Annotated in this window: 17 protein-coding genes and 1 pseudogene; 10 read left to right on the top strand and 8 right to left on the bottom strand. The window is 71.4% G+C overall.

Going from position 1 to position 25426, the window contains the following annotated elements; genetic code table 11:
* Positions 1–213: 213 nt before the first annotated feature.
* Positions 214–1782: a murein biosynthesis integral membrane protein MurJ gene (murJ, locus tag OG510_RS10670; protein ID WP_406142358.1), complete on the top strand. Its 1569-nt coding sequence runs from the start codon at positions 214–216 to the stop codon at positions 1780–1782.
* Between the two features lie 16 nt (positions 1783–1798).
* On the opposite strand, the gene OG510_RS10665 is transcribed toward murJ, so the two are convergent.
* From OG510_RS10665 to OG510_RS10650, 4 genes are all read right to left on the bottom strand, one after another.
* On the bottom strand, positions 1799–2470 hold the full coding sequence (locus OG510_RS10665) for a response regulator (RefSeq protein ID WP_406136554.1): 672 nt from the start codon (positions 2468–2470) through the stop codon (positions 1799–1801).
* Positions 2471–2592: 122 nt separating this feature from the next.
* Positions 2593–4167, bottom strand: coding sequence for a M4 family metallopeptidase (locus tag OG510_RS10660; protein ID WP_406142357.1), 1575 nt, complete (start codon positions 4165–4167; stop codon positions 2593–2595).
* A 246-nt stretch (positions 4168–4413) separates the two neighbouring features.
* Positions 4414–6444 (bottom strand): M4 family metallopeptidase, encoded by a 2031-nt coding sequence (locus tag OG510_RS10655; protein WP_406136553.1) that lies wholly within the window; start codon positions 6442–6444, stop codon positions 4414–4416.
* 161 nt (positions 6445–6605) lie between these two features.
* Positions 6606–7550, bottom strand: a complete 945-nt coding sequence (locus tag OG510_RS10650; protein WP_406136552.1) for a TetR/AcrR family transcriptional regulator C-terminal domain-containing protein — start codon at positions 7548–7550, stop codon at positions 6606–6608.
* Positions 7551–7663: 113 nt separating this feature from the next.
* On the opposite strand from OG510_RS10650, the gene OG510_RS10645 reads away from it, so the two are divergent.
* The 7 genes from OG510_RS10645 to OG510_RS10615 all read left to right on the top strand — a co-directional run bounded on the left by OG510_RS10645 (position 7664) and on the right by OG510_RS10615 (position 14967).
* Positions 7664–9229, top strand: coding sequence for an MFS transporter (locus tag OG510_RS10645; protein WP_406136551.1), 1566 nt, complete (start codon positions 7664–7666; stop codon positions 9227–9229).
* A 107-nt stretch (positions 9230–9336) separates the two neighbouring features.
* Positions 9337–10269, top strand: coding sequence for a sulfurtransferase (locus tag OG510_RS10640; protein ID WP_406136550.1), 933 nt, complete (start codon positions 9337–9339; stop codon positions 10267–10269).
* Between the two features lie 61 nt (positions 10270–10330).
* On the top strand, positions 10331–10840 hold the full coding sequence (locus OG510_RS10635) for a DinB family protein (protein ID WP_406136549.1): 510 nt from the start codon (positions 10331–10333) through the stop codon (positions 10838–10840).
* 310 nt (positions 10841–11150) lie between these two features.
* Entirely contained in the window at positions 11151–11330 is a 180-nt protein-coding gene (locus OG510_RS10630) for a CopG family transcriptional regulator (RefSeq protein WP_406136548.1), read from the top strand.
* Between the two features lies 1 nt (position 11331).
* Positions 11332–11676, top strand: a complete 345-nt coding sequence (locus OG510_RS10625; RefSeq protein ID WP_406136547.1) for a VOC family protein — start codon at positions 11332–11334, stop codon at positions 11674–11676.
* Between the two features lie 21 nt (positions 11677–11697).
* Positions 11698–12555: a class I SAM-dependent methyltransferase gene (locus OG510_RS10620; protein WP_406136546.1), complete on the top strand. Its 858-nt coding sequence runs from the start codon at positions 11698–11700 to the stop codon at positions 12553–12555.
* A 567-nt stretch (positions 12556–13122) separates the two neighbouring features.
* Positions 13123–14967 carry a sulfatase-like hydrolase/transferase gene (locus tag OG510_RS10615; RefSeq protein ID WP_406136545.1) on the top strand — a complete coding sequence of 615 codons (1845 nt, stop codon included), beginning with the start codon at positions 13123–13125 and terminating at the stop codon, positions 14965–14967.
* A gap of 79 nt (positions 14968–15046) precedes the next feature.
* On the opposite strand, the gene OG510_RS10610 is transcribed toward OG510_RS10615, so the two are convergent.
* The 4 genes and pseudogenes from OG510_RS10610 to OG510_RS10595 all read right to left on the bottom strand — a co-directional run bounded on the left by OG510_RS10610 (position 15047) and on the right by OG510_RS10595 (position 23481).
* Positions 15047–15991 (bottom strand): hypothetical protein, encoded by a 945-nt coding sequence (locus tag OG510_RS10610; RefSeq protein WP_406136544.1) that lies wholly within the window; start codon positions 15989–15991, stop codon positions 15047–15049.
* Positions 15992–16141: 150 nt separating this feature from the next.
* Positions 16142–18358 carry an MMPL family transporter gene (locus tag OG510_RS10605; RefSeq protein WP_406136543.1) on the bottom strand — a complete coding sequence of 739 codons (2217 nt, stop codon included), beginning with the start codon at positions 18356–18358 and terminating at the stop codon, positions 16142–16144.
* A gap of 1243 nt (positions 18359–19601) precedes the next feature.
* Positions 19602–21499: pseudogene (locus OG510_RS10600) on the bottom strand (ABC transporter ATP-binding protein).
* On the bottom strand, positions 21496–23481 hold the full coding sequence (locus tag OG510_RS10595) for an ABC transporter ATP-binding protein (protein WP_406136542.1): 1986 nt from the start codon (positions 23479–23481) through the stop codon (positions 21496–21498). Before OG510_RS10595 ends, OG510_RS10600 begins: the two are co-directional and overlap by 4 nt.
* 233 nt (positions 23482–23714) lie before the next feature.
* Between OG510_RS10595 and OG510_RS10590 the strand changes: the two genes are divergently transcribed.
* Entirely contained in the window at positions 23715–24617 is a 903-nt protein-coding gene (locus OG510_RS10590; protein ID WP_406136541.1) for an ATP-binding cassette domain-containing protein, read from the top strand.
* Positions 24614–25399, top strand: coding sequence for an ABC transporter permease (locus OG510_RS10585; protein ID WP_406136540.1), 786 nt, complete (start codon positions 24614–24616; stop codon positions 25397–25399). Before OG510_RS10590 ends, OG510_RS10585 begins: the two co-directional genes overlap by 4 nt.
* The last annotated feature ends 27 nt before the right edge of the window (positions 25400–25426 follow it).

The following is a 25426-nucleotide window of genomic DNA, read 5'->3' as shown; positions in this document are numbered from 1 at the left end:
GGGTGGTGCCTGCCTTTCGCCCCATGAACCCGGCCCGCCGCGCTGCCTACCGTCGGCGCAGCGCGGAACAGCACGGAGCGAGGGGGAGACAGCGTGGAGGGGACGGACCCAGCGGCAGTGACGCGGGCCCGCGGGAGGGCCGCCCGCGGACGGCATGCCGCCGTCAGGAAGCCCGGCCCGGCCCGCCGCGCGCTGCGGCGCCCCGCCCTGCTGATGGCGGCCGGTACCGTGGCGTCCCGGGCGACCGGCCTGGTCAGACAGGTCCTCCAGGCCGGGGCACTCGGTACGGGGCTCCTCGCCACCACCTACAACCAGGCCAACACCGTCCCCGCGAGCCTGTACTTCCTCATCATCGGCGGGGCGCTGAACTCGGTGCTCGTGCCACAGCTGGTCCGCGCCCGGCTGGAACAGCCGGACGGCGGCCGCGCCTTCGAGCAGCGGCTCGTCACGCTCACGCTGGCCGTTCTCGGGACGGGGTCCCTGCTCGCGGTCTGGGCCGCGCCGCAGATCATCGGCGTGTACCAGAGGGACACGCCGGGCAATCACGCCGCGTTCGAGCTGACCGTGGTCTTCGCCCGTTTCCTGCTGCCGCAGATCTTCTTCTACGGGATGTACGGCATCCTGGGCCAAGTGCTCAACGCCCGGAACCGGTTCGGGGCGATGATGTGGACGCCGGTGCTCAACAACCTCCTGCTGATCGCCGTGTTCGGCTGGTACGCCGGGGCCATGACGGCGGCTGACGGGGTGCACGGCATCACCCCGGCACAGGTGACGCTGCTGGGCGCGGGCACCACTCTGGCCCTCGCCGTTCAGGCCGTCGCCCTGGGGCCGTTCGTCCGGGCCGCCGGATTCCGCTTCCGGCCGCGCTTCGACTGGCGCGGCACCGGGCTGCGGGCAAGCCTCGGAGCGGCCCGCTGGACGCTGCTGTTCGTCCTGGCCAACCTGGTGGCGGCCACGTTCGTGACCCGTTACGCGACCGCCGCCGACCGGGCGCTGCCCCGGGCCGGAGTCGGCTTCACCGCCTACACGTACGCGCAGACCATCTGGTCACTGCCGCAGTCCGTCGTCACGGTCACGCTGGTCACCGCCCTGCTGCCCCGGATGAGCCGGGCCGTTGCCGAGCACCGGGAGGACGACATGCGCCGCGACCTCTCCCACGCCCTGCGGACCAGCGGTGTCGTCATCGTTCCTGTCGCCTTCTTCTTCCTCGCGCTCGGACCGCAGCTGGCGCAACTGCTCTTCGCGCACGGCGCGGCCGACGCCGCCGCCACTCGGCCGCTGGGGCGGATGCTCCAGGCGTTCGGGCCCGGACTGATCCCCTTCTCGGCGCAGTATGTGCTGCTCCGCGGCTTCTACGCCTTCGGGGACACCCGCACCCCGTTCCTGATGGCCCTGTGGACCGGCGCGGTCCAGGTGGCGCTGGCCACCGGCTGCCATCTGCTGCTGCCCGCGCGCTGGGCGGTCACGGGTATGGCCGCCGCCTACGGGATCGCCTACGCGGTCGGGCTGCTGCTCACCGCGCGGCTGCTGCGCCGGAGGATGGCGGGGCGGCTGGATGCCAGGAGGGTCGTGGGCGCCTACGGAAGGCTGGTCGGGGCGGCCCTCGTGGCCGGTGCGGCCGGCCGGGTGGCGGCAGCGCTCTGTCCCGCGCCGCCCGGCTCGCCCGCCGTCGCCGCCGCGCTCTCCCTGGCTGCCGGCGGCGGAGCCATGCTGCTGCTCTTCCTGCTGCTCGCCCGGGTGTGGGGGAGCGTCGGGCCGCGCGGGCTGCCGGGGCCCCGGTGACGGCGGGTACGGTCCGTCAGCCGGTGCTGGTCACCAGCCCGGCCTCGTAGGCCAGGACGGCCAGTTGGACGCGGTTCCTGAGGTCCAGCCGGGCGAGGACGGAGCTGACATGGGCCTTGACGGTGCCTTCGACGACGTGCAGTTCCGCCCCGATCTCCGCATTGGAGAGGCCCGCCCCGACGCGGGCCACCACCTCGCGTTCGCGGTCGGTGAGCGGGCCGAGCCGGGTGCGGGCGTCCGCCGCCCGGGAGAGCCGTCCGGCGCCGAGATGGGTGAGGACCCGCCGGGCCACATCGGGGGAGAGGAAAGCGGCGCCCCCGGCCACGGCCCGTACCCCTGCGATCAGCTCCCGCGGATCGCCCGACTTCAGCAGGAAGCCGCTGACACCGCTGTCCAGGGCCCGCGCGATGTACTCGTCGTCGGAGAACGTGGTCAGCATGGTGAGTGCGGTGCCGGGCGCCGCCGTCCGCAGTTGTCGGGCGGCCCGCAGACCGTCGAGACGTGGCATCCGGATGTCCAGCAGGGCGACGTCCGGCCGGTGCTTCAGGGCCAGTTCGACCGCCTCGTGTCCGTCGGCGGCCTCCGCGACGACCTCGATGGCGGGGTCGGCGGCGAGGACCGCCCGGATCCCCGCGCGGATCAGCGGCTCGTCGTCGGCGAGCAGGACGCGTACCCGTGGTTCCGTCATGGCGTCAGCCTATGGCCGTGACCGGCGGCCCCGGCAGGGACCCGGCGGCGGGGGACAGCGGAAGGCCCCGCCCCCACACCGAACTGCGGTGTGGGGGCGGGGCCTTCGCCGGGGTGCGGGTGTTACTTGACGTTGATGCCGGTCCAGGCTGCGCCGACCGCCTTGTACTCGGCGCTGTCCGCGCCGTACAGGTCACTCGCCGCCTTGAGCGTCGCCGTGCGGGCCGCCGCGTAGTCGGTCGTCGAGGTCATGTACGTCGTCAGCGCCTTGTACCAGATCTGGATGGCCTTGTCCCGGCCGATGCCGGTGACGGTGGAGCCGTCCGAGGTCGGGGAGTCGTAGTCGACGCCGTTGATGGTCTTCTTGCCGCTGCCCTCGCTGAGCAGGTAGAAGAAGTGGTTGGCCGGGCCCGACGAGTAGTGCACGTCGAGGTCGCCGAGGCTGGACGACCAGTAGTCGGCCGAGGCGCCGTCCTTGCTGGGCTTGTCCATGTAGCGCAGCGGGGTGCCGTCGCCGTTGATGTTGATCTTCTCGCCGATGAGGTAGTCGCCCGGGTCCGACGCGTTGTCGGCGTAGAACTCGACCGAGGTGCCGAACATGTCCGACGTCGCCTCGTTGAGCCCGCCGGACTCGCCCGTGTAGTCGAGGTTCGCGGTGGCCGCGGTGAGGCCGTGCGACATCTCGTGGCCCGCGACGTCGATGGCGGTCAGCGGGTCGGCGTTGCCCTCGCCGTCGCCGTACGTCATGCAGAAGCAGCTGTCGTCCCAGAAGGCGTTGACGTACGAGTCGCCGTAGTGGACCCGGCTGTAGGACGCCTTGCCGTCACCGGCGATGCCGTTGCGCTTGAGGACGTCCTTGTAGAAGTCCCAGGTCTCGGCCGCGCCGTAGTGCGCGTCCACCGCCGCGGTCTCCGGGTTCTTGGCGGTGCCGTCGCCCCAGGTGTCGGTGGTGTTGCTGAACAGGGTGCCCTTGCCGGACGTCCCGTTGTCCAGGTTGTACGTCTGGTGGCCGCCGCGGTCGGCGTCGTTCAGGGTGAAGTTCGACCCCGACTTGGTGGTGCCCAGGGTGACCTTGCCGCTGTACTCGCTGGTGCCGGTGCCGGTCTCGACCGCCTGCCACTGCGAGAGCTTCTTGCCGGTGGCCGCGTCGGTGACGACGTGCAGCTTGCTGGGGGTGCCGTCGTCCTGGAAGCCGCCGACGACCGTCTCGTAGGCCAGGGTGGGCTTGCCGGTGGCCGCCCAGATGACCTTGCGCGGGGCCTGGTCGGCCGAAGCCTTGTCGGCGCCCGCGGACTTGGCGGCGCTGAGCGCCTTCTGCTGGGCGGTGGCCGGCTTCACGGCGGCGGTGGTACCGGCGACCTTGATGGTGGCCTTGGTCGCCTTGGTGACGGTGGCCGCCCCCGACTTCGGCGTGTGGACGACCAGATCGCCGCCGAGCACCGGGAGTCCGGCGTAGGTGCGCTCGTACCGCGTGTGCGTCGTGCCGTTGGCGTCCTTGATGACGTCCCGGACGACCAGCTTCTCCTGGCTGCCGAGGCCGAGCTTGCCCGCGGTGCTCGCGGTGTTGGCCGCCGCCGTGCGGAGCAGGGCCGCGTGCTGGGACGAGGAGAGGGCGAGCGCCTGCGCGGCCGGCGCGGCCGGTGTCGGGGCGGCGCCCGCGGCACCGGAGGACAGGGAGGTGAGGCCGGCGGCCAGCATCGCCGCGACGGCGATGGAACCGGCGATGCGCTGCGAACGCGATATGTGAGAGGTCACTCGATTTTCCCTTTCAGAGGTGGGGGGTTGGAAAAGTGCGGGTGACGTGCGGGTGGTGGCGCCGCCCGGGGGAGATTGGGGTCCCCCGGGCAGCACTGTCCTGTTGAACAACCGTGCGGTCGAACGAAGCTTCTGTGAAGCGCCGTTCAGTGGAACATTAGTGCGGCCGGGCAGCTTTGTGGCGGGAAATCAGAAGGTCAGTTTCCAGCTGTTCAGCGTTCCGGTGTCCTGTCGGGCGACGTCCTGGACCTTCAGCTTCCAGGTGCCGTTGGCCGTCTCGGTGGACGCGTTGACCGTGTACGAGGCCACCACGTTGTCCGCCGAGTCGGACGGGCTCGAGTTCTTCAGCCGGTACGTCTTCCCGCTCGGTCCGACCAGGTCGATCACCAGGTCGCCGCGCCAGGTGTGGCTGATGTCGACGTCCACCTTGAGCGTGGCCGGTGCCTTGCCCGTCACACCCGTGACCGCGATCGGCGAGGTGACCGCCGAACCGCCGTCCGGGATGGCGAGCTTGGCGGTGGACCGGAAGACGGTGCCCGTGCCCGGGTCTCCGCCGCCGGGCCTGGCGCCGACGTTGATGGCGGCCCAGGCGTCCGCGACCGACTTGTACTCGGCGCTGCTCGCGCCGTACAGCTCACTCGCGACCGCGAGCGTCCCGGTGCGGGCCGCGGCGTAGTTGGTCGTCGATGTGAACTTCTCGGTGAGCGCCTTGTACCAGATCAGCTGGGCCTTGTCCCGGCCGATGCCGGTCACCGGCAGGCCGTCGGACGTCGGCGAGTCGTAGCTGACGCCGTTGATGGTCTTCTTGCCGCTGCCCTCGCTGAGCAGGTAGAAGAAGTGGTTGGCCGGGCCCGACGAGTAGTGGACGTCGAGTCCGCCGAGGCTGGAGGACCAGGCGTCCTTCGACGCGCCGTCCTTGCTGGGCTTGTCCATGTAGCGCAGCGGGGTGCCGTCGCCGTTGATGTCGATCTTCTCGCCGATGAGGTAGTCACCGGGGTCGGCGGCGTTGTTGGCGTAGAACTCGACCGACGTACCGAAGATGTCCGACGTCGCCTCGTTCAGCCCGCCGGACTCACCGCTGTAGTTGAGCCCCGCGGTGGCCGCGGTGACACCGTGCGACATCTCGTGGCCCGCGACGTCGATGGCGGTCAGCGGGTCCGCGTTGCCGGCGCCGTCGCCGTACGTCATGCAGAAGCAGCTGTCGTCCCAGAAGGCGTTGACGTACGAATTGCCGTAGTGGACACGGGAGTAGGCGGCGACGCCGTTGCCCGCTATGCCGGTCCGGCCGAAGACGTTCTTGTAGAAGTCCCAGGTCTCGGCCGCGCCGTAGTGGGCGTCGGCGGCCGCGGTCTCCGAGTTGGAGGCCAGGCCGTTGCCCCAGGTGTCCGTGGTGTTGGTGTACAGGGTGCCCTTGCCGGACGTCCCGTGGTTCAGGTTGTACGTCAGATGACCGCCGCGGCCGCCGTCGTTCAGGGTGTAGTTCGACCCCGACTTGGTGGTGCCGAGGGTGACCTTGCCGCTGTACTCGGTGTTGCCCACGCCGGTCTCGATGGCCTGCCGCTCGAAGAGCTTCTTGCCGGTGGTGGCGTCGGTGATGACGTGCAGCTCGCTCGGGGTGCCGTCGTCCTGGAAGCCCCCGACGACCGTCTCGTAGGCGAGCACCGGGGTGCCCTGGGCCAGCCAGACCACCTTGCGGGGCGCCCCGTCGGCCGCGGTCCTCGCGGACCCACGGCCGGCCGCCACCTTCAGCGCCGACTTCTCGGCTGCGGCCGGTGCCACGGCCGCGCTGGTGTTCACGTTCTTCAGTTCTGCGCGGGACGCCTTGGTGACGCCCTCGGTCGCCCCTGACTTCGACGAGTCGACGACCAGGTCGCCGCCGAGGACGGGGAGTCCGGCGTAGGTGCGCTCGTACCGGGTGTGCGTCGTGCCGTCCCGGTCCTGGGTGACGTCGTGGACCAGGAGTTTCTCCTGCGCTCCGAGACCGAGACTCCTGGCGGTGTCCGCCTTGGTGGAGTTCGCCTCGCGCAGCAACTCGGCCCGCTGGGAGGGCGAGAGGGCTGCCGGGGCGGCGGCGGGGGCGGACTTGCCGGTGGCCGCGGCGGGCGCGGCCGTGTTCCCGGGTGATGCGGAGGCTGTGCCGGCCTGTACTCCTACGGCGAGCAGTGCCGCAGCGGCGACGAGGGCGCCGGTGGCGGTGGCACGACGGTGCGTGGGTCTCACGCGGACTCCTTCTGCAAGGGTGGACAGAGCGACCTGGTGAGCCGCCCTGACGAGCAAGCAGTGCGCAGAACGGGGAGAGAGTGACATCTGTGAGGACCCTGTGTCAGGACCGCGTCAAAAGGTTGGCCGGAAATCGTCCGTTGTCCGCAGGGTCATGTTCGCTATACGGAATGTTTGCTGAGGAGTACCGCGACGCCGTCCAGGATCCGGGACAGCCCGAACTCGAAGACCTGCCCGAGGTCCAACGCGAAGCTCTCGTGTCCGGCGAGCGAATTGAGATGCGGGTAGGCGCCGGTCGCCCCGAGGGCCGAGAACTGTGTCTCGTTCCTGGCCATCCACTCGTCGCTGGAGAGCCCGGTGTCCTGGACCGCCTGCCCTTCGAGGTCGGTGGCCGTCGCCAGCCCCTGGACATGGCCGAACAGTGTGAGATGCAGATGCATCACCTGGTTCTTCGACAGTCCGGTGTCCGCACCGGCCCGCAGCATCCACTCCGTGTACGCCATCGCGTTCGGCGCCGGGGTGGGGCGGGTGAAGGAGGCCATCGCCCGCGCCATCCACGAGTGCCGCCGGTGCGCCTCCCACAGCCACCGGGTGCCGAGCTCGAACCTGGCACGCCAGTGGGCCGGCTGGACCGCGGGCAGCGGCCGCTCCCCGTACACGGCGTCCGCCATCAGCTGTACGAGCTCGGCCTTGCCCTGGACGTAGCGGTACAGCGCCATGGTGGACAGCCCGAGTTCGGTGGCCATCCGCCGCATCGACAGCTCGGCCAGGCCCTCGGCGTCGGCGAACGCGACGGCTGTACGGACGATTCGGGCACGGGCCGGCCCCTGCGCGGCGGAACCCGCAGGGGCGTTGCCCTGCGCGGCGGGCGTGCCGGGACCCCCGCCCGGGGGCGCGGCGACGACCGTGCCGATGCCGGGCACCGCCCGTACCAGCCCCTCCTGCCGCAGCGCCGCCAGCGCCTTGGTGGCGGTCGCCATCGCCACCCCGCACTCCCGGACGATCTGCCGGGTCGAGGGCACGCGGTCGCCGGGCGCCAGCTCGCCCGACTCGATCCTGCGGCGGATCCCGGCGGCGGCGCGCAGATAGGGCGGCTGGCTGCTCATCCCGCCACTGTACTAGTGCGGTTGGCGGCGAAAACCCTGTTCAGCGAAGGACCGCACCAGGGTGCACCAGCAAGCTGTTTGCGGCGTACACCGGGCGCTGTTTCGCTCCCGGCATGACCCCTGCAGCGCACACTCCAGTACCCGACCCCGTACCCGAACCAGCCCCCACGGCAGGACCAACAGCGGGCCGCCGGGAGTGGATCGCACTCGCCGTGCTGATGCTCCCGCTGCTCCTCGTCTCCATGGACGTCTCCATCCTCTACTTCGCCATCCCGTACATCAGCCGGGACCTGGAACCGAGCGCCACCCAGCAGCTGTGGATGCTCGACATGTACGGCTTCGTACTCGCCGGGCTGCTGATCACGATGGGCGCGCTCGGCGACCGCGTCGGACGCCGCCGGCTGGTGCTCGCGGGCGCGGTGCTCTTCGGCACGGCATCGGTCGCCGCCGCCTACGCCCACAGCGCCGGACAGCTCATCGCCGTAAGGGCGTTGCTCGGTGTGGGCGGAGCCGCGCTGATGCCGTCGACCCTCGCGCTGATCCGCCACCTCTTCCGCGACGAGCGGCAGCGGGGCAAGGCGGTCGCCCTGTGGACGGCGGTGATGACCACCGGTATCTCGCTCGGCCCTGTGGTCAGCGGACTGCTGCTCGCCCACTTCTGGTGGGGCTCGGTCTTCCTGGTCAACCTGCCGGCCATGGCGCTGCTGCTGGTCCTCGGCCCGCTGCTGCTCCCGGAGTTCAGAACACCGGCCCGCGGCCGGTTCGACCTGCTGAGCGCGGTGCTCTCGCTCGCCACGCTGCTGCCCGTCATCCGGGGCGTCAAGGAGCTGGCGGCGCACGGATACACCCCGCTTTCCGCGCTCAGCGTCATCGCGGGCCTGGTCGTCGGTGTCGTCTTCGTACTGCGTCAACAGCGCCTGGAACACCCGATGGTGGACCTCGCACTGCTGCGCCGCCCCGCCTTCTGCGGCTCGCTGCTCGCCAACCTGCTGGCCATGTTCGCGACGGTCGGGTTCGCGGTCTTCCTCACCCAGTACCTGCAGAGTGTGCTGGGCCTGAGCCCGCTCACGGCGGCGCTCTGGTCGCTGGTGCCGATGGCGGGTGTGGCGGTGCTCGCACCGGCCGGGGCCGTGCTCGCCAAACGCTTCGACCGGGCGTACGTGATGGGCGCGGGCTTCACGGTCTCGGCGTGCGGGTTCCTCTGGCTGAGCCGGGTGCACGGTGACTCGCCGCTGTGGTTCACGCTCGCGGGCTCGGCGGTGTACGCGGGCGGCCTGGTCGCCGCGATGACGCTCGCCAACGAACTCGCTCTCGGCGCGGCCCCGCCCGAGCGCGCGGGGTCGGCGGCCGCCGTCCTGGAATCCGGGCAGGAACTGGGCGGGGCCCTGGGCATGGCCATCCTGGGATCCATCGGGGCCGCCGTGTACCGCAGCGACATGGCGGGCGCACCCGGCGCCGCCCGCGAGACACTGGGCGGCGCGACCGCGGTGGCCCACGGCGCCCTGCTCACCTCGGCGCACCGCGCGTTCGTGCACGGCCTGGACTTCGCGGCGGTCGGTGCGGCGGTGGCGATGGCGGGAGCGGCGGTACTCTCGGTCGTCCTGCTGCGGGGCGCACGCGCGGCGGGGGAGGCGGACGGCAGCGCCGCGGGGCAGCTCCCGGCAGCTGCGCGGGCATAGACGGCGGCCGGCGACCGGGCCGGCGATCGGTCCGGCAACCAGGCCGCCGAGCGGGGCGTACGGACGTACGGATCCTGCCGGATCCACGGTGGTACGGGGGGTACGGGATGAGTACGGTGAACGCGTCGTCGGAACAGGCTCTGCCGCCGGCCTGCGGGGTGCCGGGGCCGCTGGTCGGCGTCGACTGGCTCGCGGCCCGTCTCGGCGGGCCGGGCCTTGTCGTCCTCGACGCGTCGGTCGGCGCGCACCGGGGTATCGCACCCGGTACGTCCCGCGTACGGGAGGACTGGACGGGAATCCCGGGCGCCCGGTGCTTCGACATCGACGGGGCGCTCTCCGACCGCACGAGCCCGCTGCCGCACACGATGCCGGGCGCAGGCCGTTTCACCGACGAGCTGCGGGCGCTGGGTGTGAACGACACCGACACGGTCGTGGTCTACGACGCGGTGGGCATCCACTCCAGCGCCAGGGCCTGGTGGATGCTCCGGGCGATGGGCTTCGAGCGGGCCGCCGTGCTCGACGGCGGGCTGCCCGCCTGGACGGCGGCGGGGCTGCCGGTCGAGAGGGAAGGGCCCGGACCGGCAGCCCGGCCGGGCGAGTTCACCGCCCCTCCCGGCGACTTCACCGCCCGTCCCCGTACCGGCCTGGTCGTCGGCAGCGCGGAGGTCACCGCGGCGCTCGCCGGCCCAGAGGTGGCCGTCCTGGACGCCCGCGCTCGCGCCCGGTTCTCCGGCGAGGCCGCCGAACCGCGCCCGGGGCTGCGCGGCGGCCATATGCCGGGAGCGGCGAACCTGCCCTTCACGGAGATCCAGCAGAGCGGCCGGATGTCCCCGGCGGCCGAACTGCGTACGGCTTTCTCCCGGGCCGCGGGCGGACGTGAACGGCTGGTGTTCAGCTGCGGATCGGGCGTCACCGCTTGTGTGCTGGCCCTGGGGGCCGAACTCGCCGGATACCGCGATCTGTCCGTGTACGACGGGTCCTGGAGCGAGTGGGGCCTGCCGTCGGACCGGCCGGTGGAGACCGGCGACGGCCGGGGGTGAGCCGCGCCGGCTGCCAGACTGGCCGGACAAGGCAGTACACGCACGGATGAGGAGCCCAGCGGTGACCACCGACCATCGTGCGGGACCGCCCAGTTGTGGCAGCGAACGCGACACGCTGCGGGCTTTCCTCGACTACCAGCGGACCACCCTGGCGATGAAATGCGAAGGACTCACCGACGAGGACCTGCGGCAGCAGTCGATGCCGCCGTCGGCCCTGTCGCTGCTCGGCTTGGTGCGACACCTGGCGGAGGTGGAACGCGCCTGGTTCCGCCGGGTGTTCGAGGACCACGATGTGCCTCTGGTGTGGTCCGACAGGACCGATTTCCAGGTGGCGTACGACGCGAGCACCTCGACCCGGGCGGAGGCGTTCGCCGCCTGGGAGGCAGAGGTGGAGCACTCACGCCGTATCGAGCGGGCCGCTGGGTCGCTCGACCTGACCGGGTATCAGCCGCGCTGGGAGGAAGAGGTCTCGCTGCGGATGGTGAGGGTGCATGTGCTCCTGGAGTACGGCCGGCGCAACGGGCACGCGGACTTCCTGCGTGAGGGCGTCGACGGGACGGTGGGCGCCTGAGCGGGCCGGGGCGATCCGTCTTCCCGGGTTGGCTCTTGGTTGTGGCCCGGACCGTCGTCGCGTGCCTCGGCGCCAACGATTCGCCCGTGCGGACCGGGCCGGGGCCGCTGCTCGCCGGGCCCAGGACGGGGCTGGACGAGTTCGGCCCCCGGCCTCTGATGCCGCACCCGGCCGGTAGCGGGGTCCGCCGCTGCACCGTCCGGCGAAACCGCCATGCCGACGACCGGCGCCTACGCGCCGCGGCCGACAGGACGAACGTCGCCCGACACGGCGCTAGCTTGCTAGCACACTAGGATGCTAGCATCGTGTGGTGAGTGGCGAAGAGGTCAAGCAGTTCAACGTGTACTTGCCGGTCGAGCTGATCAAGCAGGTCAAATATCACGCCATAGAGTCGGGCTCGTCCCTCTCGGCGCTGGTCGCGGACGCCCTGCGCGCCTACCTCGACGGCACCCAAGCGCAGCGACAGCAATCGTCCGAGAAGGAGACCTGATATGGCGACCGAAGGCATCGAGGCCGTCTTCCTGACGACCCACAACTGGGGCAAGGCGGCGAAGTTCTTCCAGGCGCTGGGCTACGAGCTGGAGTTCGCGACCGATCACAGCTCCGGTCAGCTCCGTAATGGTGACGGCCCCTACGTCTTCATCGCCGAGGTCCCCGAGGACCAGGAGCCCGAGACCCGGATCGTACTGAAGGTCCCGGACGCCGCCGCCTTCCGTCCCGATCCCGCCGTCGAGGTGGTCACGCCGTTCGGTGGCACCCATCACGGGACCGAGGAAATGACCGTCCGCGACCCCGACGGCCGGCTCTGGAGCCTCCAGGCTCCGGCCAGGGACTGACCGAGACGAAGGAGGAGCACCATGGCTGACGAACAGACCGGGGCGCCGGACAGCACAGCGGTGCGTACGGCTCTCTGGCGGGCGATGCACGTACAGGTCGACCCGCCGCCGCACGTGGTCGAGGACGAGGTCGGACTGCGGCTGGTGGACCCCGGCGCGGAGTGGCGGCGGCGCCCGGACATGGACCCGCACGCCACCAGCGGGTTCCGGGCGGCCATCGTGGCCCGTGCCCGTTTCATCGAGGACCTGGTCGTCGAGCAGGCCGGTCACGGCGTCACGCAGTACGTCGTCCTGGGGGCCGGGCTCGACACCTTCGCCCAGCGCAGGCCCGAAGTCGCCTCCCGCCTGCGGGTGTTCGAGATCGACCAGCCCGGCACCCAGGCATGGAAGCGACGGCGCCTGATCGACCTCGGCTACGGGATCCCCGACTGGCTGCGACTGGTACCGGTCGACTTCGAGGCGGGCGGCGACTGGTGGCAGCAGTTGTCCGACGCCGGATTCGATCCCCGCCGCCCGGCGGTCGTCGTCTGCACCGGCGTCACCATGTACCTCACCAAGGACGCCACCGCGGAGACCCTGCGCCGGCTCGCCGGACTGGCCCCCGGCTCGACGCTCGCCATGACGTTCATGCTGCCGACCGAACTCATCGATGACGCCGACCGCCCCGCACTCGAGGCGACCAAGCCACAGGCGCAGGCGGCCGGAACGCCGTTCATCAGCTTCTACACCCCGCACGAGATGCTGGCACTGGCCCGTGACGCCGGCTTCGAGAACGTGCGCCATGTGCCGGGAACCGCCCTCGCAGAGCGGTACTTCGCCGGTCGGGCCGACGGCCTCCGCCCGTCGAGCGGCGAGGATCTGCTGGTGGCCACCGTCTGACGCCTTCGGCCACTGCATGCCGCCGAAAGGGGAATCACGCGGAGCCGCCGCCCCCTGCAGGGCCCGTGTTTCGATGAGCACGGGGTTCTGTGGGAACGCGCGATTCCACGCCCGATGGGCACTGATTCTGTCGGTGTTGCGTGGGCATTCGGCGCGCTCCGACTGCCGCCGGGGCAACGGTGCGTAGGGACAGTGCTGGCGCGTCGCAATCATATGAGCGCAGCCTGGCGATTGGCCCAAGTCGCGTGAAGGGGCCAGGGCGAGGTCTCTCCGGTAGACAATCGGGCGGGCGCAGAGCTGCGTCGGCCCCCAACGAGCTCGCGGCCTGTCAACGGCCGTGATACGGGTGGCGTAGATGCGGTGGGCCTTGCGCTCGGCGGGCCCCGCCGTAACCCGGGGACTATTGCTCGCCCGTGTGCGTAACCGACTGGCTGAGGAAACGTTGTAGCGGACGTGGGGGCGCGATCTCTCGCCTCCGCGCCGTCACAGGCGCCTCCGCTGCGCCGCTTTCACCGGTTGGACGTGGCTGGGACGGGCTGGGGCAAGTTCACGGGGGAGCCGGATTCGTTGGGTCTGACCGATCTGGTGCGTGAGAGCGCTGTCGCCATGACGTTCACGACCGTGGTCCGGGGGGTCAAGCTCCGCGGCCACGCCGCCGCGCGGCCTTCGTTGACAGACGCGTTGTGGGCGGCGGTCCTCGGGCCGCTGCCTTTGGTCGCAGACCGGGCGGGTGGTCCTGTCGCTCTGGCGGCGGTCTCGCTCGCGCTTCTGGTCACGTACGTCCTGGTCCTGGTCGACACCGTGCTGTGGCGGGCGTTCACCATGGAGTTCGGTCCGCGTGTGGCCGCAGAGGTGATGCTGTCGGGAACGGCCCGCGAGTCGACAGGCATGGGGCGGCTGCGGGTCTTCTTCCTGGAGAACCGCGCTTTCCTTCTCCTTCCGGGGGTTCTCGTCGCGTGGCTCGCCTCGCCGCTCCTGGGCCCGCAGGCCGCGAGGGCGACGGAGGCCACGGTCGTGCTGGCCTTGGCCACCGGCATTGCGGTGGGACCGGTGCGGGAAGTCCTGTGCGTCTGGGCCGGGCCGTCAGTGGCGCTGGTCTGCCTGGCTGTGGGCGGGCCGCGGCCGTCGGCAGGCGTCGCACTGGGCGGAGCTCAACTCCTCCTTGCCGGCGGCTTGGCGGCGAGCCGCCCACTGCAGCGGCGGTGGTCGCTGCGTTCGTCCCTGATGGGCGACTTCCTCTTGGCGCGGGTCCGGCCGGCTACGACCACACACCAGCCGTTGGAACCGGGCGAGCAACGGCTGCACGCTCTGACCGAGCGTCCGGCCCGCCGGTCGCTTCGGTTCGGCGCGTTGCGCGGCCGGGACGTCCTCTTGATCACCCTGGAGTCCGTGGGGCGGGACCATCTCGCCGTGTTCGATTCCCGGGGCGCGCGGACGCCGTTCCTCGAGGGCGTCTTCGCCGACGCAGTCGTGTCGCGGTGTCACTTCTCCCTGTCACCACGCACCACCAACGCCCATCTGCTTCTGGCGCACGGACGGTACAGGCCCGCCGGCGCCTCGCACATCGCCCACCTGGCGGCGGCCGGCTTCCGCACCGCATATCTGACGTCCTACGACACCCGGTACTTCGGGCTGGGCGCGGTCCTGGAGGAGGCGGGCTACGACAGGATCATCGACCGCCGGGACCTCGGTCCTCAGACCTGCGACCGCGACTTGTCGACTTTGGGTATGGAGCTCCTGGGGCGGTTCTGGGACGACCACGGCGCCGGTCGCGCGCCACGGTTCCTGCACGTCCACACCAGCGACACTCATGTCCCCTACCGCGTTCACAGGCCCCTGCCCGACCGGCCCGACCGGCATGGTGACCGCGCCCGGTTCCTCGACGCCGTCGAGGAGTCGGACGAGCACCTGGCGCGCCTGCATGCCGCGCTCACGAGTTCGGGTCTCCTGCATGACCCACTGGTCGTGGTGACCAGCGACCACGGGCAGGCGTTCGGGACACTCGGATACCTCACCCACGGCAGCGCCGTGACCGCCGAGCAGACCATCGTGCCGTTCGCCCTGTCCCATCCGGACCTGCCGTCCGGAGAAGTGACCCACTCCTCGCACCTGGACGTCATGCCCACCGTGTTGGACCTGCTCGGCCTGGATCCGGCGCCGTGCCACGGCGAGTCGGTGTTTCACCTGGACCGCCCGAGCGAACTCGTCCTGTGGGCGGGCCACTCGGCGCGTTCGACCACCGCCTGCTACGGGGCCGTCATCGGCCCGCGGAAGGTCATGCTGGACCTGGTCACCGACCGCTGTCTGGAGATGGACTGGGACGACCGTGACGTCCGTGTCCTCACGTGCGCCGAACGACGCCACACCGAAGCGGTCGTCACTGCGGCTCTCCTGCGCCTCGGCCTGGACTGACAGTGATGATGTGTGGTGGCTTCTTCGGTTGTCGAGGCACCATGGTCCCCTCGGCGCCGGCCCCTCGCGCGGGACGGTCTCACAGCCCGTCGGCGACCAGGACCGCGTAGCGGTCCTCGATCCGGCAGCCGAGCCGGCGTTTGATGTCGGGGAGCCCCTTGCCCAGGAGGAGACCCTGCTTGCCAGCGGATGTGGCCCAGGCCACGGTCCGCAGGTACGCGTGGAAATACAGGTCTTTGCGGGCCCCCTCCTCTGCGGGGACGATTCCCCACCGGTGGACCACCGGCCAGGTGGGGTGGTCGATGAGGGTGAACGCGGCCAGCATCCTCCCGTCCGCTTCGTGGTACGAGAGAGCGCGGACATCCCGGCGCCGGAACAGGCCGCGCAGCCAAGCGTCGGACATGCGGCTTTGATGGCGGGGCCCGTTGTACTTGACCTCGTTCAACCGGATCAGCCGGATCAGGGCGTCGGCGTCGAGGTCGCCGACGGGCCCGTCAGCCAGGCGCAGGCCCTCGTCGCGCGCGACAGCCCTCGCCGTTGCCCGCAAGGTCCTGCGACGCTTGGACGACAGCGTCCTCAGCCACCCTTCCTCGTCACTCCACTCGATGGGCAGCAGCGCGACCGGGTTGATCCGGCACTTGAAGCGGACGCCGCCCAGAGCGACGGCCCGGTCCCGGTCGAGTTCCCGCCACAGAGTGCCGAGGACCGGGAACCCGAGCTGCGCGCGCAGCCCCCGCGCGAGAGACCGCGGCACTGCGGGGGACGGGACCGGGTCCGCCGTCCACCAGCTCGGCTGTGCGGTGCCGCCCAGGGGCCGTACGTCGGCCACGCCACGATTGCGGCGGGCCACCGCCGCGGCAACGACATCCTCGCCGTCGAACGCCACGGCGACGGCGGACGGGGGCGCCAGCCGGAGCAGGTCCCAGTCCCAGGGCACGTGCAGGCCTGCGGAGTGGCGGAACGCCTCCCACCATGGTGGCCGCTCATCGCGGCGGGGATCGAACGTCTCGACGATCAGGGGCACGGATGTCCTCCGGACGGGGGCGGCGGTTTCGGGCTCGGAAGGCTGGAACCGCCGGAGTAGTCCAGCCCGCGGATCCAGGCCCCTCGACGGGCATCCCACCGGCATCGGAAACCGTCGGGCGCCGGCCTGGTGGGAAACCCTCGGATCATCTCAACGAGGCACCCCCACGCGGTCCGTGTCCGAGGCAGGCGCCGTCGGATCCGGTCGGCCCGGCCGGCCGGTCGGCCACCAGTTGGCACGGCCGACGAGCGTCATGGCGGCCGGGACGAGGACGACGCGCACCAGCGTCGCGTCCAGCAGGATCCCCGCGAACAGTCCTACACCGACCTCCTTGAGGGCGATGACACGGCTCGTGGCGAACGCCGCGATGACGACCAGGAACAGGGCGGCAGCCCCCGTGATCACCGGGCCGGTGCGGCGCAGTCCGGTGGCCACGGCCTCCGTGTTGTCCCCGGTACGCCGGTACTCCTCGCGGACGCGGGCTAGGAGGAAGACCTCGTAGTCGAGGGAGAGCGCGAACAAGACCATGAGGACGACGGCTGGCTGCGTGGTCTCGACGTAGCCGAGCGGGGCGAAGTCCAGGACATGAGAGAGGTGCCCGTCCTGGAAGACGAGGACCATCATGCCCAGCCCCGCTGCCGTGGACAGCGCGCTCGTCGCCACCGCCTTGAGCGGCACGAGGAGCGAGCGGAAGGCGACGAGCAGCACGACGAAGGTGACCGTTGCGACGAAGGCGACCACCAGTGGCAGGCGTGAGCGCAGCGCGTCGACCTGGTCGAGGTCGGCGGCGGCAGGGCCGCCGACCAGGACGCCACCGCCCGCCGGCGGCGCCAGCGCGCGCAGGCGCCGGACGGTGGCGCGATAGTCGGCCGGGCCGCCCGCGCTCAAGACCGTCACCAGAGCAGCGTTCCCTCGGGTCGCCGCCACCTTCGGGCGGAGCACGGAGACAGGCGGCGCCGCGGCTCGCGCAATCCAAGCGGCGAGTTCCCGGCGACCGGCAGGCGAGTCCGTGTCCTGGCCGAGGTCGACCACCGCCTCGATGGTCGCGCCCCCCGAGGCCGGCAGCGACTCCTCCAGGTAGCGGGTGACCTGACGGGTCTGCGAGGAGGCCGGCAGTGTGGTCTCGCTGATCCCCGCCACACGCAACTGCAGGGCGGGCACCGCCAATGCGAGCAGCACCGCGCCGGAGGCGGCAAGCCACATGGCCGACCGACGGGTCACGGCGTGGGCGATCCGCAGCCAGACCAGGCCGTCGCCCGCGTCCTTCCACCGTCCGCGGGGCCTCGCGCGGCGTTGCCTCGCGTGTGGCCGACACCGCGCGGGCCGGGACGGCGCAGCGGCGGCGATCCTGTGGCCGAGCACGGCGAGCAGCGCCGGGAGCAGTGTCAGCGCGACCGCGGCGTCCACGGCGACGACAGCGATCCCGCCCATGGCGAGGGAGCGGGTGAACGTCAGCGGGAACAGGGCCAGGCTGGCGAGGCCGGCGGCAACCAGGAAGGCGGACGTCGCGACGGTGCGACCGGCGGTGCGGACCGCGGTGGCCAGCGCCGCGGCGTCCGGCAGTCCCGTCCGCTCCTGGCGGTAGCGGGTGATGATCAGCAGGCCGTAGTCGACTGCCAGCCCCAGGCCCAGCATGCTGACCAGGTTGACCGCGAACACGGACACGTCGGTGAACTCGGACGCCAGCCGGAGCGCGGCGAGCGCCCCGATAGCTGCCACCGCCCCGCAGACCAGTGGCAGCGACGCCGCCCACAGGCTCCGGAACACGAGCAGCAGGAGCAACAGGAGCACCGGCGCGGCAATCAGTTCGGCGTGGACGAGGTCGTGCTGGGTCCTGGTGGCGGTCTCCTCCGCGAAGGCCGCGGACCCTCCGAACAGGACCTCGGACCCGGTCGGGGGCCGAATCGTCCGGCGCAGTTCGGCGAGGCTCGCGCGCTTGGCCGCCGTGGTGTCGCCCCGGAGGAAGACCGGCACGGCGACGGCGGGGCCGCTGTCCCCCGAGGCCACGGCGCCGCCCGCTTCGGCGGGGACGGACGCCAGCGACGTGAAGCGCGGGTCGGTCACGGTCCGCTGCACAGCGGGGGCGAGATCGGGAACACCGGTGTGGGGTGCGGCCCCGATGCGGCGGAACAACAGCACGGCGTCCGGGCTCCGGTCGTGGAACAGGCGCTGGACCTCGGCGTTGGCGGTGGCCGACGGCGCGTCGGCGGGGGTGAACCCACCGCCGACAAGCCGGTCGAAGACCCCGCCAGCAGCGACCGCGCACACCATCGATACCAGCACCCAGCACAAGACCACGACGCGCGCGTTGCGAGCCGCCCACGGCGCGTCCGCACCGCGGGAAGGCGGGGCGTTGTTGTCGGTCATGGGCGCGATGTCAGTGCACGGGCGCCGGCGTGAAATCCAGCGACGGCGCGTGACCGCATCTTGCGCTGCAGAGGGCGTTGCTCTCGCCGTACGCTCGCAGGCATCCCGAGCCGCCTTCCATGGTTCACCCACTGGAGACGGGATTTGTTCTCAGCCGGGACGAACCGGAGTCCGAAGGACGGGAGAAGGGCATCCACGCACGGCCCGAGTTCCACCCGCGCGTAGCCGTCGGCCCCTTCCACCAGGCCCAGGCCCAGGCACCGGTCGCCGCTCTCGGCGGAGTTGCGCAGGTACCCCCAACGTTCCCCTTCCGCGCCCTCCTCGCTCTTGGGCGTGAAGGGGAAGCGCTGCGCGGCCTCCCCGGAATCGCGGGGCCGCAGGACGACAGCCCTGCAGCCAGGGGCAATCGACGAGGGCCGTTCTGCCTCGGCGCACAGCGTCGGCTCGCTCGAGGGGTGATCGTGGACGACCCCGAAGCCTCAGGAAGCGTTACTACGCCCGCCGCAGGCATCTGTGCGGTGGCGCCGAAAGCGAGCAGCCGGGACAGAGACCTCGCCATGACTCTCCTCCTTCGGACAGGCGCCGTGCCAGCACCGTGACTAACAACGTGGGGGAGCGCGGAGGGTTACGCCTGCCGCCTCACTGCCCATGCGAACGACTGCGAGGGGTTGTCCGGCGCCGGTGCAGAACGGTACAGGGGGCAACGGCGAGATTGATCTTGGAACTCGGGCAGGGGTCCAGTGCGCTGGATGACTAGGTCACCGTGCGGCTCTGAGCCGGCGGCCTGGTCGGCCTTCTCGGTGTCGGCGAGCTGGTTCTGGCTTGGCAGACATGACGGGGCTGTTCTCGGCCGGCGGGGTCAAACACTCCGCCCAATGAGCCAGGACGGGCCCGCGCACCCTTTCGAGACCCGGCCGGTTCGACGGCGCGCTCCTGTCGCCGATGCGTACCGGCCCGAATGGTGGGTCTGCCCGTTCACGGATCGAAACGTTCGCCATGGCACTGACCAGGTAAAATCGGTCGACGCTGCCTGAAGGGGATCGCCCGCACGGACGACTCGTCGTACCGGACCCGTACCGCAGGCTCTGTGCGCGCTCTGGGCGCGCGGGTTGGACTTTGAACTGCCGTGCCGAAGACCATAGTTACTGTCCGGAGCCATTGCCCGCAGAACCCTGGAATTGCCCACTCATTGTCCATTCTGTGCAGGCACTGTCCGTTTTGCCGTGGAACCTACAGCCCCCGGTCACCCCACCACGCTCTCCCGCCAGGCCGGTGCAGGCCCGCGAACTGGCCGCTTCCGCCGATCAGCGCGTCCGGTGTGCCGTCCTCGACGATCCGGCCGCCCTCCATCACCAGTACCCGGTCGGCGATCTCCACCGTGGAGAGCCGGTGGGCGATCACCACAGCGGTGCGGCCGTGCAGCACCGTGTCCATGGCGTGCTGCACCGCCCGCTCGCCGGGAATGTCCAGTGAGCTGGTCGCCTCGTCCAGGATCAGTACCGCGGGGTCGGCGAGCAGGGCGCGGGCGAACGCCACCAGCTGCCGCTGGCCCGCGGAGATCCGGCCGCCGCGCTTGCGTACGTCCGTGTCGTACCCCTCGGGCAGCGCGCTGATGAAGTCGTGTGCGCCGATCGCCTTCGCCGCGCGCTCGATGTCGGCGGGGGTGGCCTCCGGACGGCCGATGGCGATGTTCTCGGCGATGGTGCCGGAGAAGAGGAACGCCTCCTGCGTCACCATGACGACCCCGCGCCGCAGCTCGGGCACGTCCAGGTCGTCCAGGCCGACCCCGTCGATCCGGACCTGGCCTTCGGTCGGGTCGTAGAACCGGGCCAGGAGCTTGGCGAGGGTCGACTTGCCCGCGCCGGTCGAGCCGACGACCGCGACGGTCTGGCCCGCCGGGATGGTGAGGTCGAAGCGCGGCAGCACCTCACCGCCGGTGCGGTAGGCGAAGCGGACACCGTCGAACACGACCTCGCGGCCCGGGTGTTCCGATGCGAGGGCGGGCAGCGTACGCGGGGAGACCGGAGCCGGGACCGTCGGCTCCTGGGCCAGCAGGCCGGCGATCTTCTCCAGCGAAGCGGCCGCCGACTGGTACGAGTTGAGGAACATGCCCAGCCGGTCGATCGGGTCGTACAGCCGCCGCAGATACAGCACCGAGGCGGCCAGCACACCGAGTTCGAGCCCGCCCTGGGTCACCCGGTAGGCGCCCCACAGGACGATGCCCGCGACCGCCGTGTTGGCGACCAGGCGGGAGCCGGTCACATAGCGGGCCATCTCCAGCATGGAGTCGCCGTTGGCCCGCTCGTGGTGGTGGTTGAGCCGCTCGAACTCCGCGTCGTTGGCCCGCTCCCGGCGGAAGGCACGCACCGGCCTGATCCCGTTCATCGTCTCGGCGAACTTCACGATGACCGCGGCGATCGCCGTGGAGCGCCAGCTGAACACCACGGTGACACGGCGCCGGTAGCGCCGGATCAGCAGATACAGCGGTACGAACGACAGCACCGCGACCGAGCCGAGCCCGGGGTCCAGCCAGAGCAGCATCGCGCAGATGTAGACGGCGGAGAGCACGACCCCGATCAGCTCCTGGAGGCCGTCGCTGAGCAGTTCGCGCAGCGACTCCACATCGCTGGTGGAGCGGGAGATCAGCCGGCCCGATGTGTAGCGCTCGTGGAAGTCCACACTCAGCGCCTGCGCATGGCGGAAGATCCGGCCCCGCAGGTCCAGCAGGGCGCCCTGGTTCAGGCGGGCCGAGACCTGGACGAACGCGTACTGCAGGCCCCCGGAGAGCAGCGCGCTCGCGAGGTAGCCGACGCCCACGGCGATCAGCGGGCCGTGGTCGTGGTCGCGGAAGGCGGGGACGCCGGTGTCGATGGCGTACGCGACGAGCAGCGGCCCGGCCTGCACGGCCGCCTGCTGGATCAGCATCAGTACGGCGGAGACGATCGCCGCCGTGCGGTGCGGCGCGATGAGCGAGCGCAGCAGGGCGCCGGTCGCGCCCGGCGGAGCGGGCAGGGCGTCCTTGTCGAACGGGTCGTCACCGGCCCGCCCCGGTCCGGCCGCGGTGCCCGCTGCGGGCCCGGCGGCGTGCGCGTCCCCCGGGTCCGGCTCCACGGCCTCCCGGCCGTCGACTGTGGTGGTCATCGGGTCCCGTCCCCTTCGGCGCCGGACATCAGCCAGGCGTACTCGGCGTTGCTCTGCAGGAGTTCGTGATGGGTGCCGACCGCAGCGATGCGCCCGTCCGACAGGAGCGCGACCCGGTCGGCGAGCAGCACGGTGGACGGCCGGTGCGCGATGACGAGCGCCGTCGTCTCCGCGAGCACCCGGCGCAGGGCGGCCTCGACCAGCGCCTCGGTGTGCACGTCGAGCGCGGACAGCGGATCGTCGAGCACCAGGAACCGGGGCCGGCCGACGACCGCCCTGGCCAGCGCGAGCCGCTGGCGCTGCCCGCCCGACAGGCTCAGCCCCTGCTCACCGACCTGGGTGTCGGGGCCGTGCGGCAGCTGGTGTACGAAGTCGGCCTGGGCGGTCGCCAGGGCGCGCCGCAGCGCGTCGTCGTCCGCGCCCGCGTCACCCATCCGGATGTTCTCGCCGACGCTCGCGGAGAAGAGGGTGGGCTCCTCGAAGGCGACCGACACCAGCTCGCGCAGCCGCTCACGGGGCATGGCGGTGATGTCGTGACCGTCGAGGGTGATGCGGCCCCCGGTGATCTCGTGCAGCCGCGGTACCAGCCCGGTGAGCGTGGTCTTGCCCGAACCGGTGGCGCCGACCAGGGCCAGGGTCTCGCCCGACCTGATGTGCAGATCGATGCCGCCGAGGACGGGCGGGGTGCCGGGGGCGGCGTCGGGGTACCGGAACTCGACGCCCTCGAAGCGGAGGCCGCCCGTGGGGGAGGGGGCGGGGGCGGGGACGGGGGCGGTCCCGGCTGTGTCTGCGTCGGGCGTACCGGCACGGGCGGGGCTGCCGGCCGCCGTACCGGCACCCGCCGTTCCTCCATCTGTCGTTCCGCCATCTACCATGCCCGCAAAGGCAGTTGCACCGACCAGGGCAGGCACGGCCGCCGACCCCGCCGACCCCGCCGACCCCGCCGACCCCGCCGACCCCGCCGACCCCGCCGGCGCCGCCGCGTCCGACTCCTCGGCCACGTCGATCACCTCGAAGTACCGCTGGGTGGCGGTCGAAGCGTCCTGGCTGATCGCCAGCAGGAAGCCGATCGACTCCACCGGCCAGCGCAGGGCGAGCGCCGTGGAGAGGAAGGCGACCAGGGTGCCCGCGGAGAGATGCCCGTCGGCGACCTGGACCGTACCGAGGACCAGGGCCGCGCCGATCGCCAGCTCGGGAATGGTGGTGATCACCGCCCAGATGCCCGCCAGCAGCCGGGCCTTGACCAGTTCCGTCGAGCGCAGCCGCCCCGACAGCTCGCGGAAGGCCAGGGCCTGGCTGCGGTGGCGTCCGAAGCCCTTGATGATCCGGATGCCGAGCACGCTCTCCTCGACGACCGTGGTGATGTCTCCCACCTGGTCCTGGGAGAGCCTGGCGACCTTGGAGTACCTCGTCTCGAAGATCTTGCAGATGATGACCAGCGGGATCGCCGGAGCCAGCAGCACCAGCCCGAGCGTCCACTGCTGCACCAGCAGAATGACGAAACCGACCACGATCGTCACCCCGTTGACCAGGAGGAACGTCAGCGGGAAGGCGAGGAACATCCGCACCATCATCAGATCGGTCGTGCCGCGCGACAGCAGCTGGCCGGACGGCCACCGGTCGTGGAAGGCCACCGGGAGGCGTTGCAGATGCCGGTAGAGGTCGGCCCGCATCGACGCCTCGACCCAGGACAGCGGCCGGGCGACCAGCCACCGCCGGAGACCGAAGAGCAGCGCCTCGGCGACCCCGAGCCCGAGCAGCATCAGCGCGCCGAGGAGGACCCCGCGGGTGTCCCGGCCGGCCACCGGGCCGTCGACGATCCACTTCAGTACGAGCGGGATGACCAGGCTCAGACAGGAGGCGATGACCGCCACGAACGCCGCGGTGGCCAGCCGTCTTCGCACCGGCCGCACGTACGGCCAGAGCCGCAGCAGTGAACGTACGCCGGAGAGTTGTCTGTCTGTTGCATGTGTTTCGGGCATCGCGCGCGAGCCTACGGTTCGGCACTGACAGTGCCCACCGGATTTCGCGGCGGCCCCCACGTCTGCGCCAGGTCCGCCCGTACGTCCGCCCCTACGTCCGCCCCCACGTCTGCGCCCAGGTCCGCCCGCACGTCCGCCCGCGAGGTCGTACCCCGGCATCAGCCGATCGGCTGATGCCGGTTCGAGCGCGATGGCGGATGCCGCCGGACTCCGTTCCCCGGGAGCCTGTGGATATGGCAATCATCGAAGTGGACGGGCTGCGGAAGGCGTACGGCGGCAGGCACGCCGTTGACGGGGTGTCCTTCGCCGTCGAGGTGGGGGAGATCTTCGGGATTCTCGGGCCGAACGGCGCGGGGAAGACCACGACAGTCGAGTGCATCGGGGGGCTGCGGGTGCCCGACGAGGGCGTGGTGCGGGTGGCCGGATTCGATCCGGTCGCCGACCACGCCCGGGTGACGCGGATCCTCGGCGCCCAGCTCCAGGAGAGCGAACTCCAGCCGAAGATCACCGTCCGTGAGGCGCTGGAGCTCTACTCGTCCTTCTACCCGTACCCGGCCGACTGGCGGCCGCTCGCCGAGCGGCTGGGTCTCGCCGAGAAGGCGGACTCCCGCTTCGCCAAGCTGTCCGGCGGCCAGAAGCAGCGGCTCTCCATCGCGCTGGCGCTCATCGGCAACCCCAAGGTGGTCGTGCTCGACGAGCTGACGACCGGGCTCGACCCGCGCGCCCGCCGCGACACCTGGGAGCTGATCGAGGACGTCAGGGACGGCGGAGTGACCGTCCTGCTCGTCACCCACTTCATGGAGGAGGCCCAGCGCCTCTGCGACCGCATCGCCGTGATCGACCGGGGGCGGGTCGCCGCGCTGGACACACCCGCCGGACTCATCCGCCGCTCGTCCGGCTCGACCGTCATCTCCTTCACCCCTTCGCAGCCGCTCGGCGACGGTGAACTGGACGCCCTGCCCGGCGCCGTCTCCGTACAGCACCGGGACGGCGCGCTGGTCATCGAGGGCACCGACGAGACGGTCAACGCCGTCATCACCCTGCTCGCCAGGCACCACATCACCGCCCACCAACTCCGGGTCACCGACGCCACGCTCGACGACGCGTTCCTGGACCTGACGGGAGCAGCAGCATGAGCACAGCGACCGCGACCACCCCGGCGAAGGCCACCACGCGGACCGGCGCGTCCGCCGCCGTACTCCGGACCGAGCTGCGGCTCTTCCGCCGTGAACCGGCCACCATCTTCTGGGTCATGGTGTTCCCGACCATCCTCCTGGTGATCCTCGGCTCGATCCCCTCCTTCCGGGAGCACGACTCGTCCATCGGCGGCCAGACGCTCGTCAGCGCCTATGTCCCGGTCACCGTGCTGCTCGCGATGATCATGGCCGGGCTGCAGGCGATGCCCCAGGTGATCACCGGATACCGCGAGCGCGGCATCCTGCGCCGGATGTCCACCACACCGGTCAGGCCGCACGCGCTGCTCACCGCGCAGATGGGCCTGCACGGCGCCGCCGCGCTCGTCTCGGCCGTGCTCTCGCTCACCGTCGCGCGGATCGCCTTCAAGGTCGCCCTGCCCCAGCAGATCCCCGGCTATCTGCTCTCGCTCGCGCTGTCGATCTGCGCCGCGCTGGCGCTGGGCTCGCTGGTGGCCGCCCTGTCGCGCAACCAGAAGGTGGCGAACGCGATCGGCTCGGCCGTCCTCTTCCCGATGATGTTCTGCGCCGGGGTCTGGCTGCCTGTCCAGGCCATGCCGGACGCCCTGGCGCACATCGTCGAGATGACCCCCTTCGGCGCGGCGGCGCAGGCACTCAACGGGGCCGCGACGGGCAGCTGGCCCGGCTGGACCCACCTGGGTGTGCTCGCCGTGTGGACGCTGCTGCTGTCGGCCGGTGCCAACCGCTGGTTCCGTTGGGAGTGACGGTGGCCAGCGGCCGGTACGGGCAGA

It is taken from the genome of Streptomyces sp. NBC_01089 (assembly GCF_045162975.1).
Lineage (GTDB): Bacteria > Actinomycetota > Actinomycetes > Streptomycetales > Streptomycetaceae > Streptomyces.
Note: the sequence above shows the minus strand (reverse complement) of the source record. Positions and strands in the feature narration are given on the sequence as shown.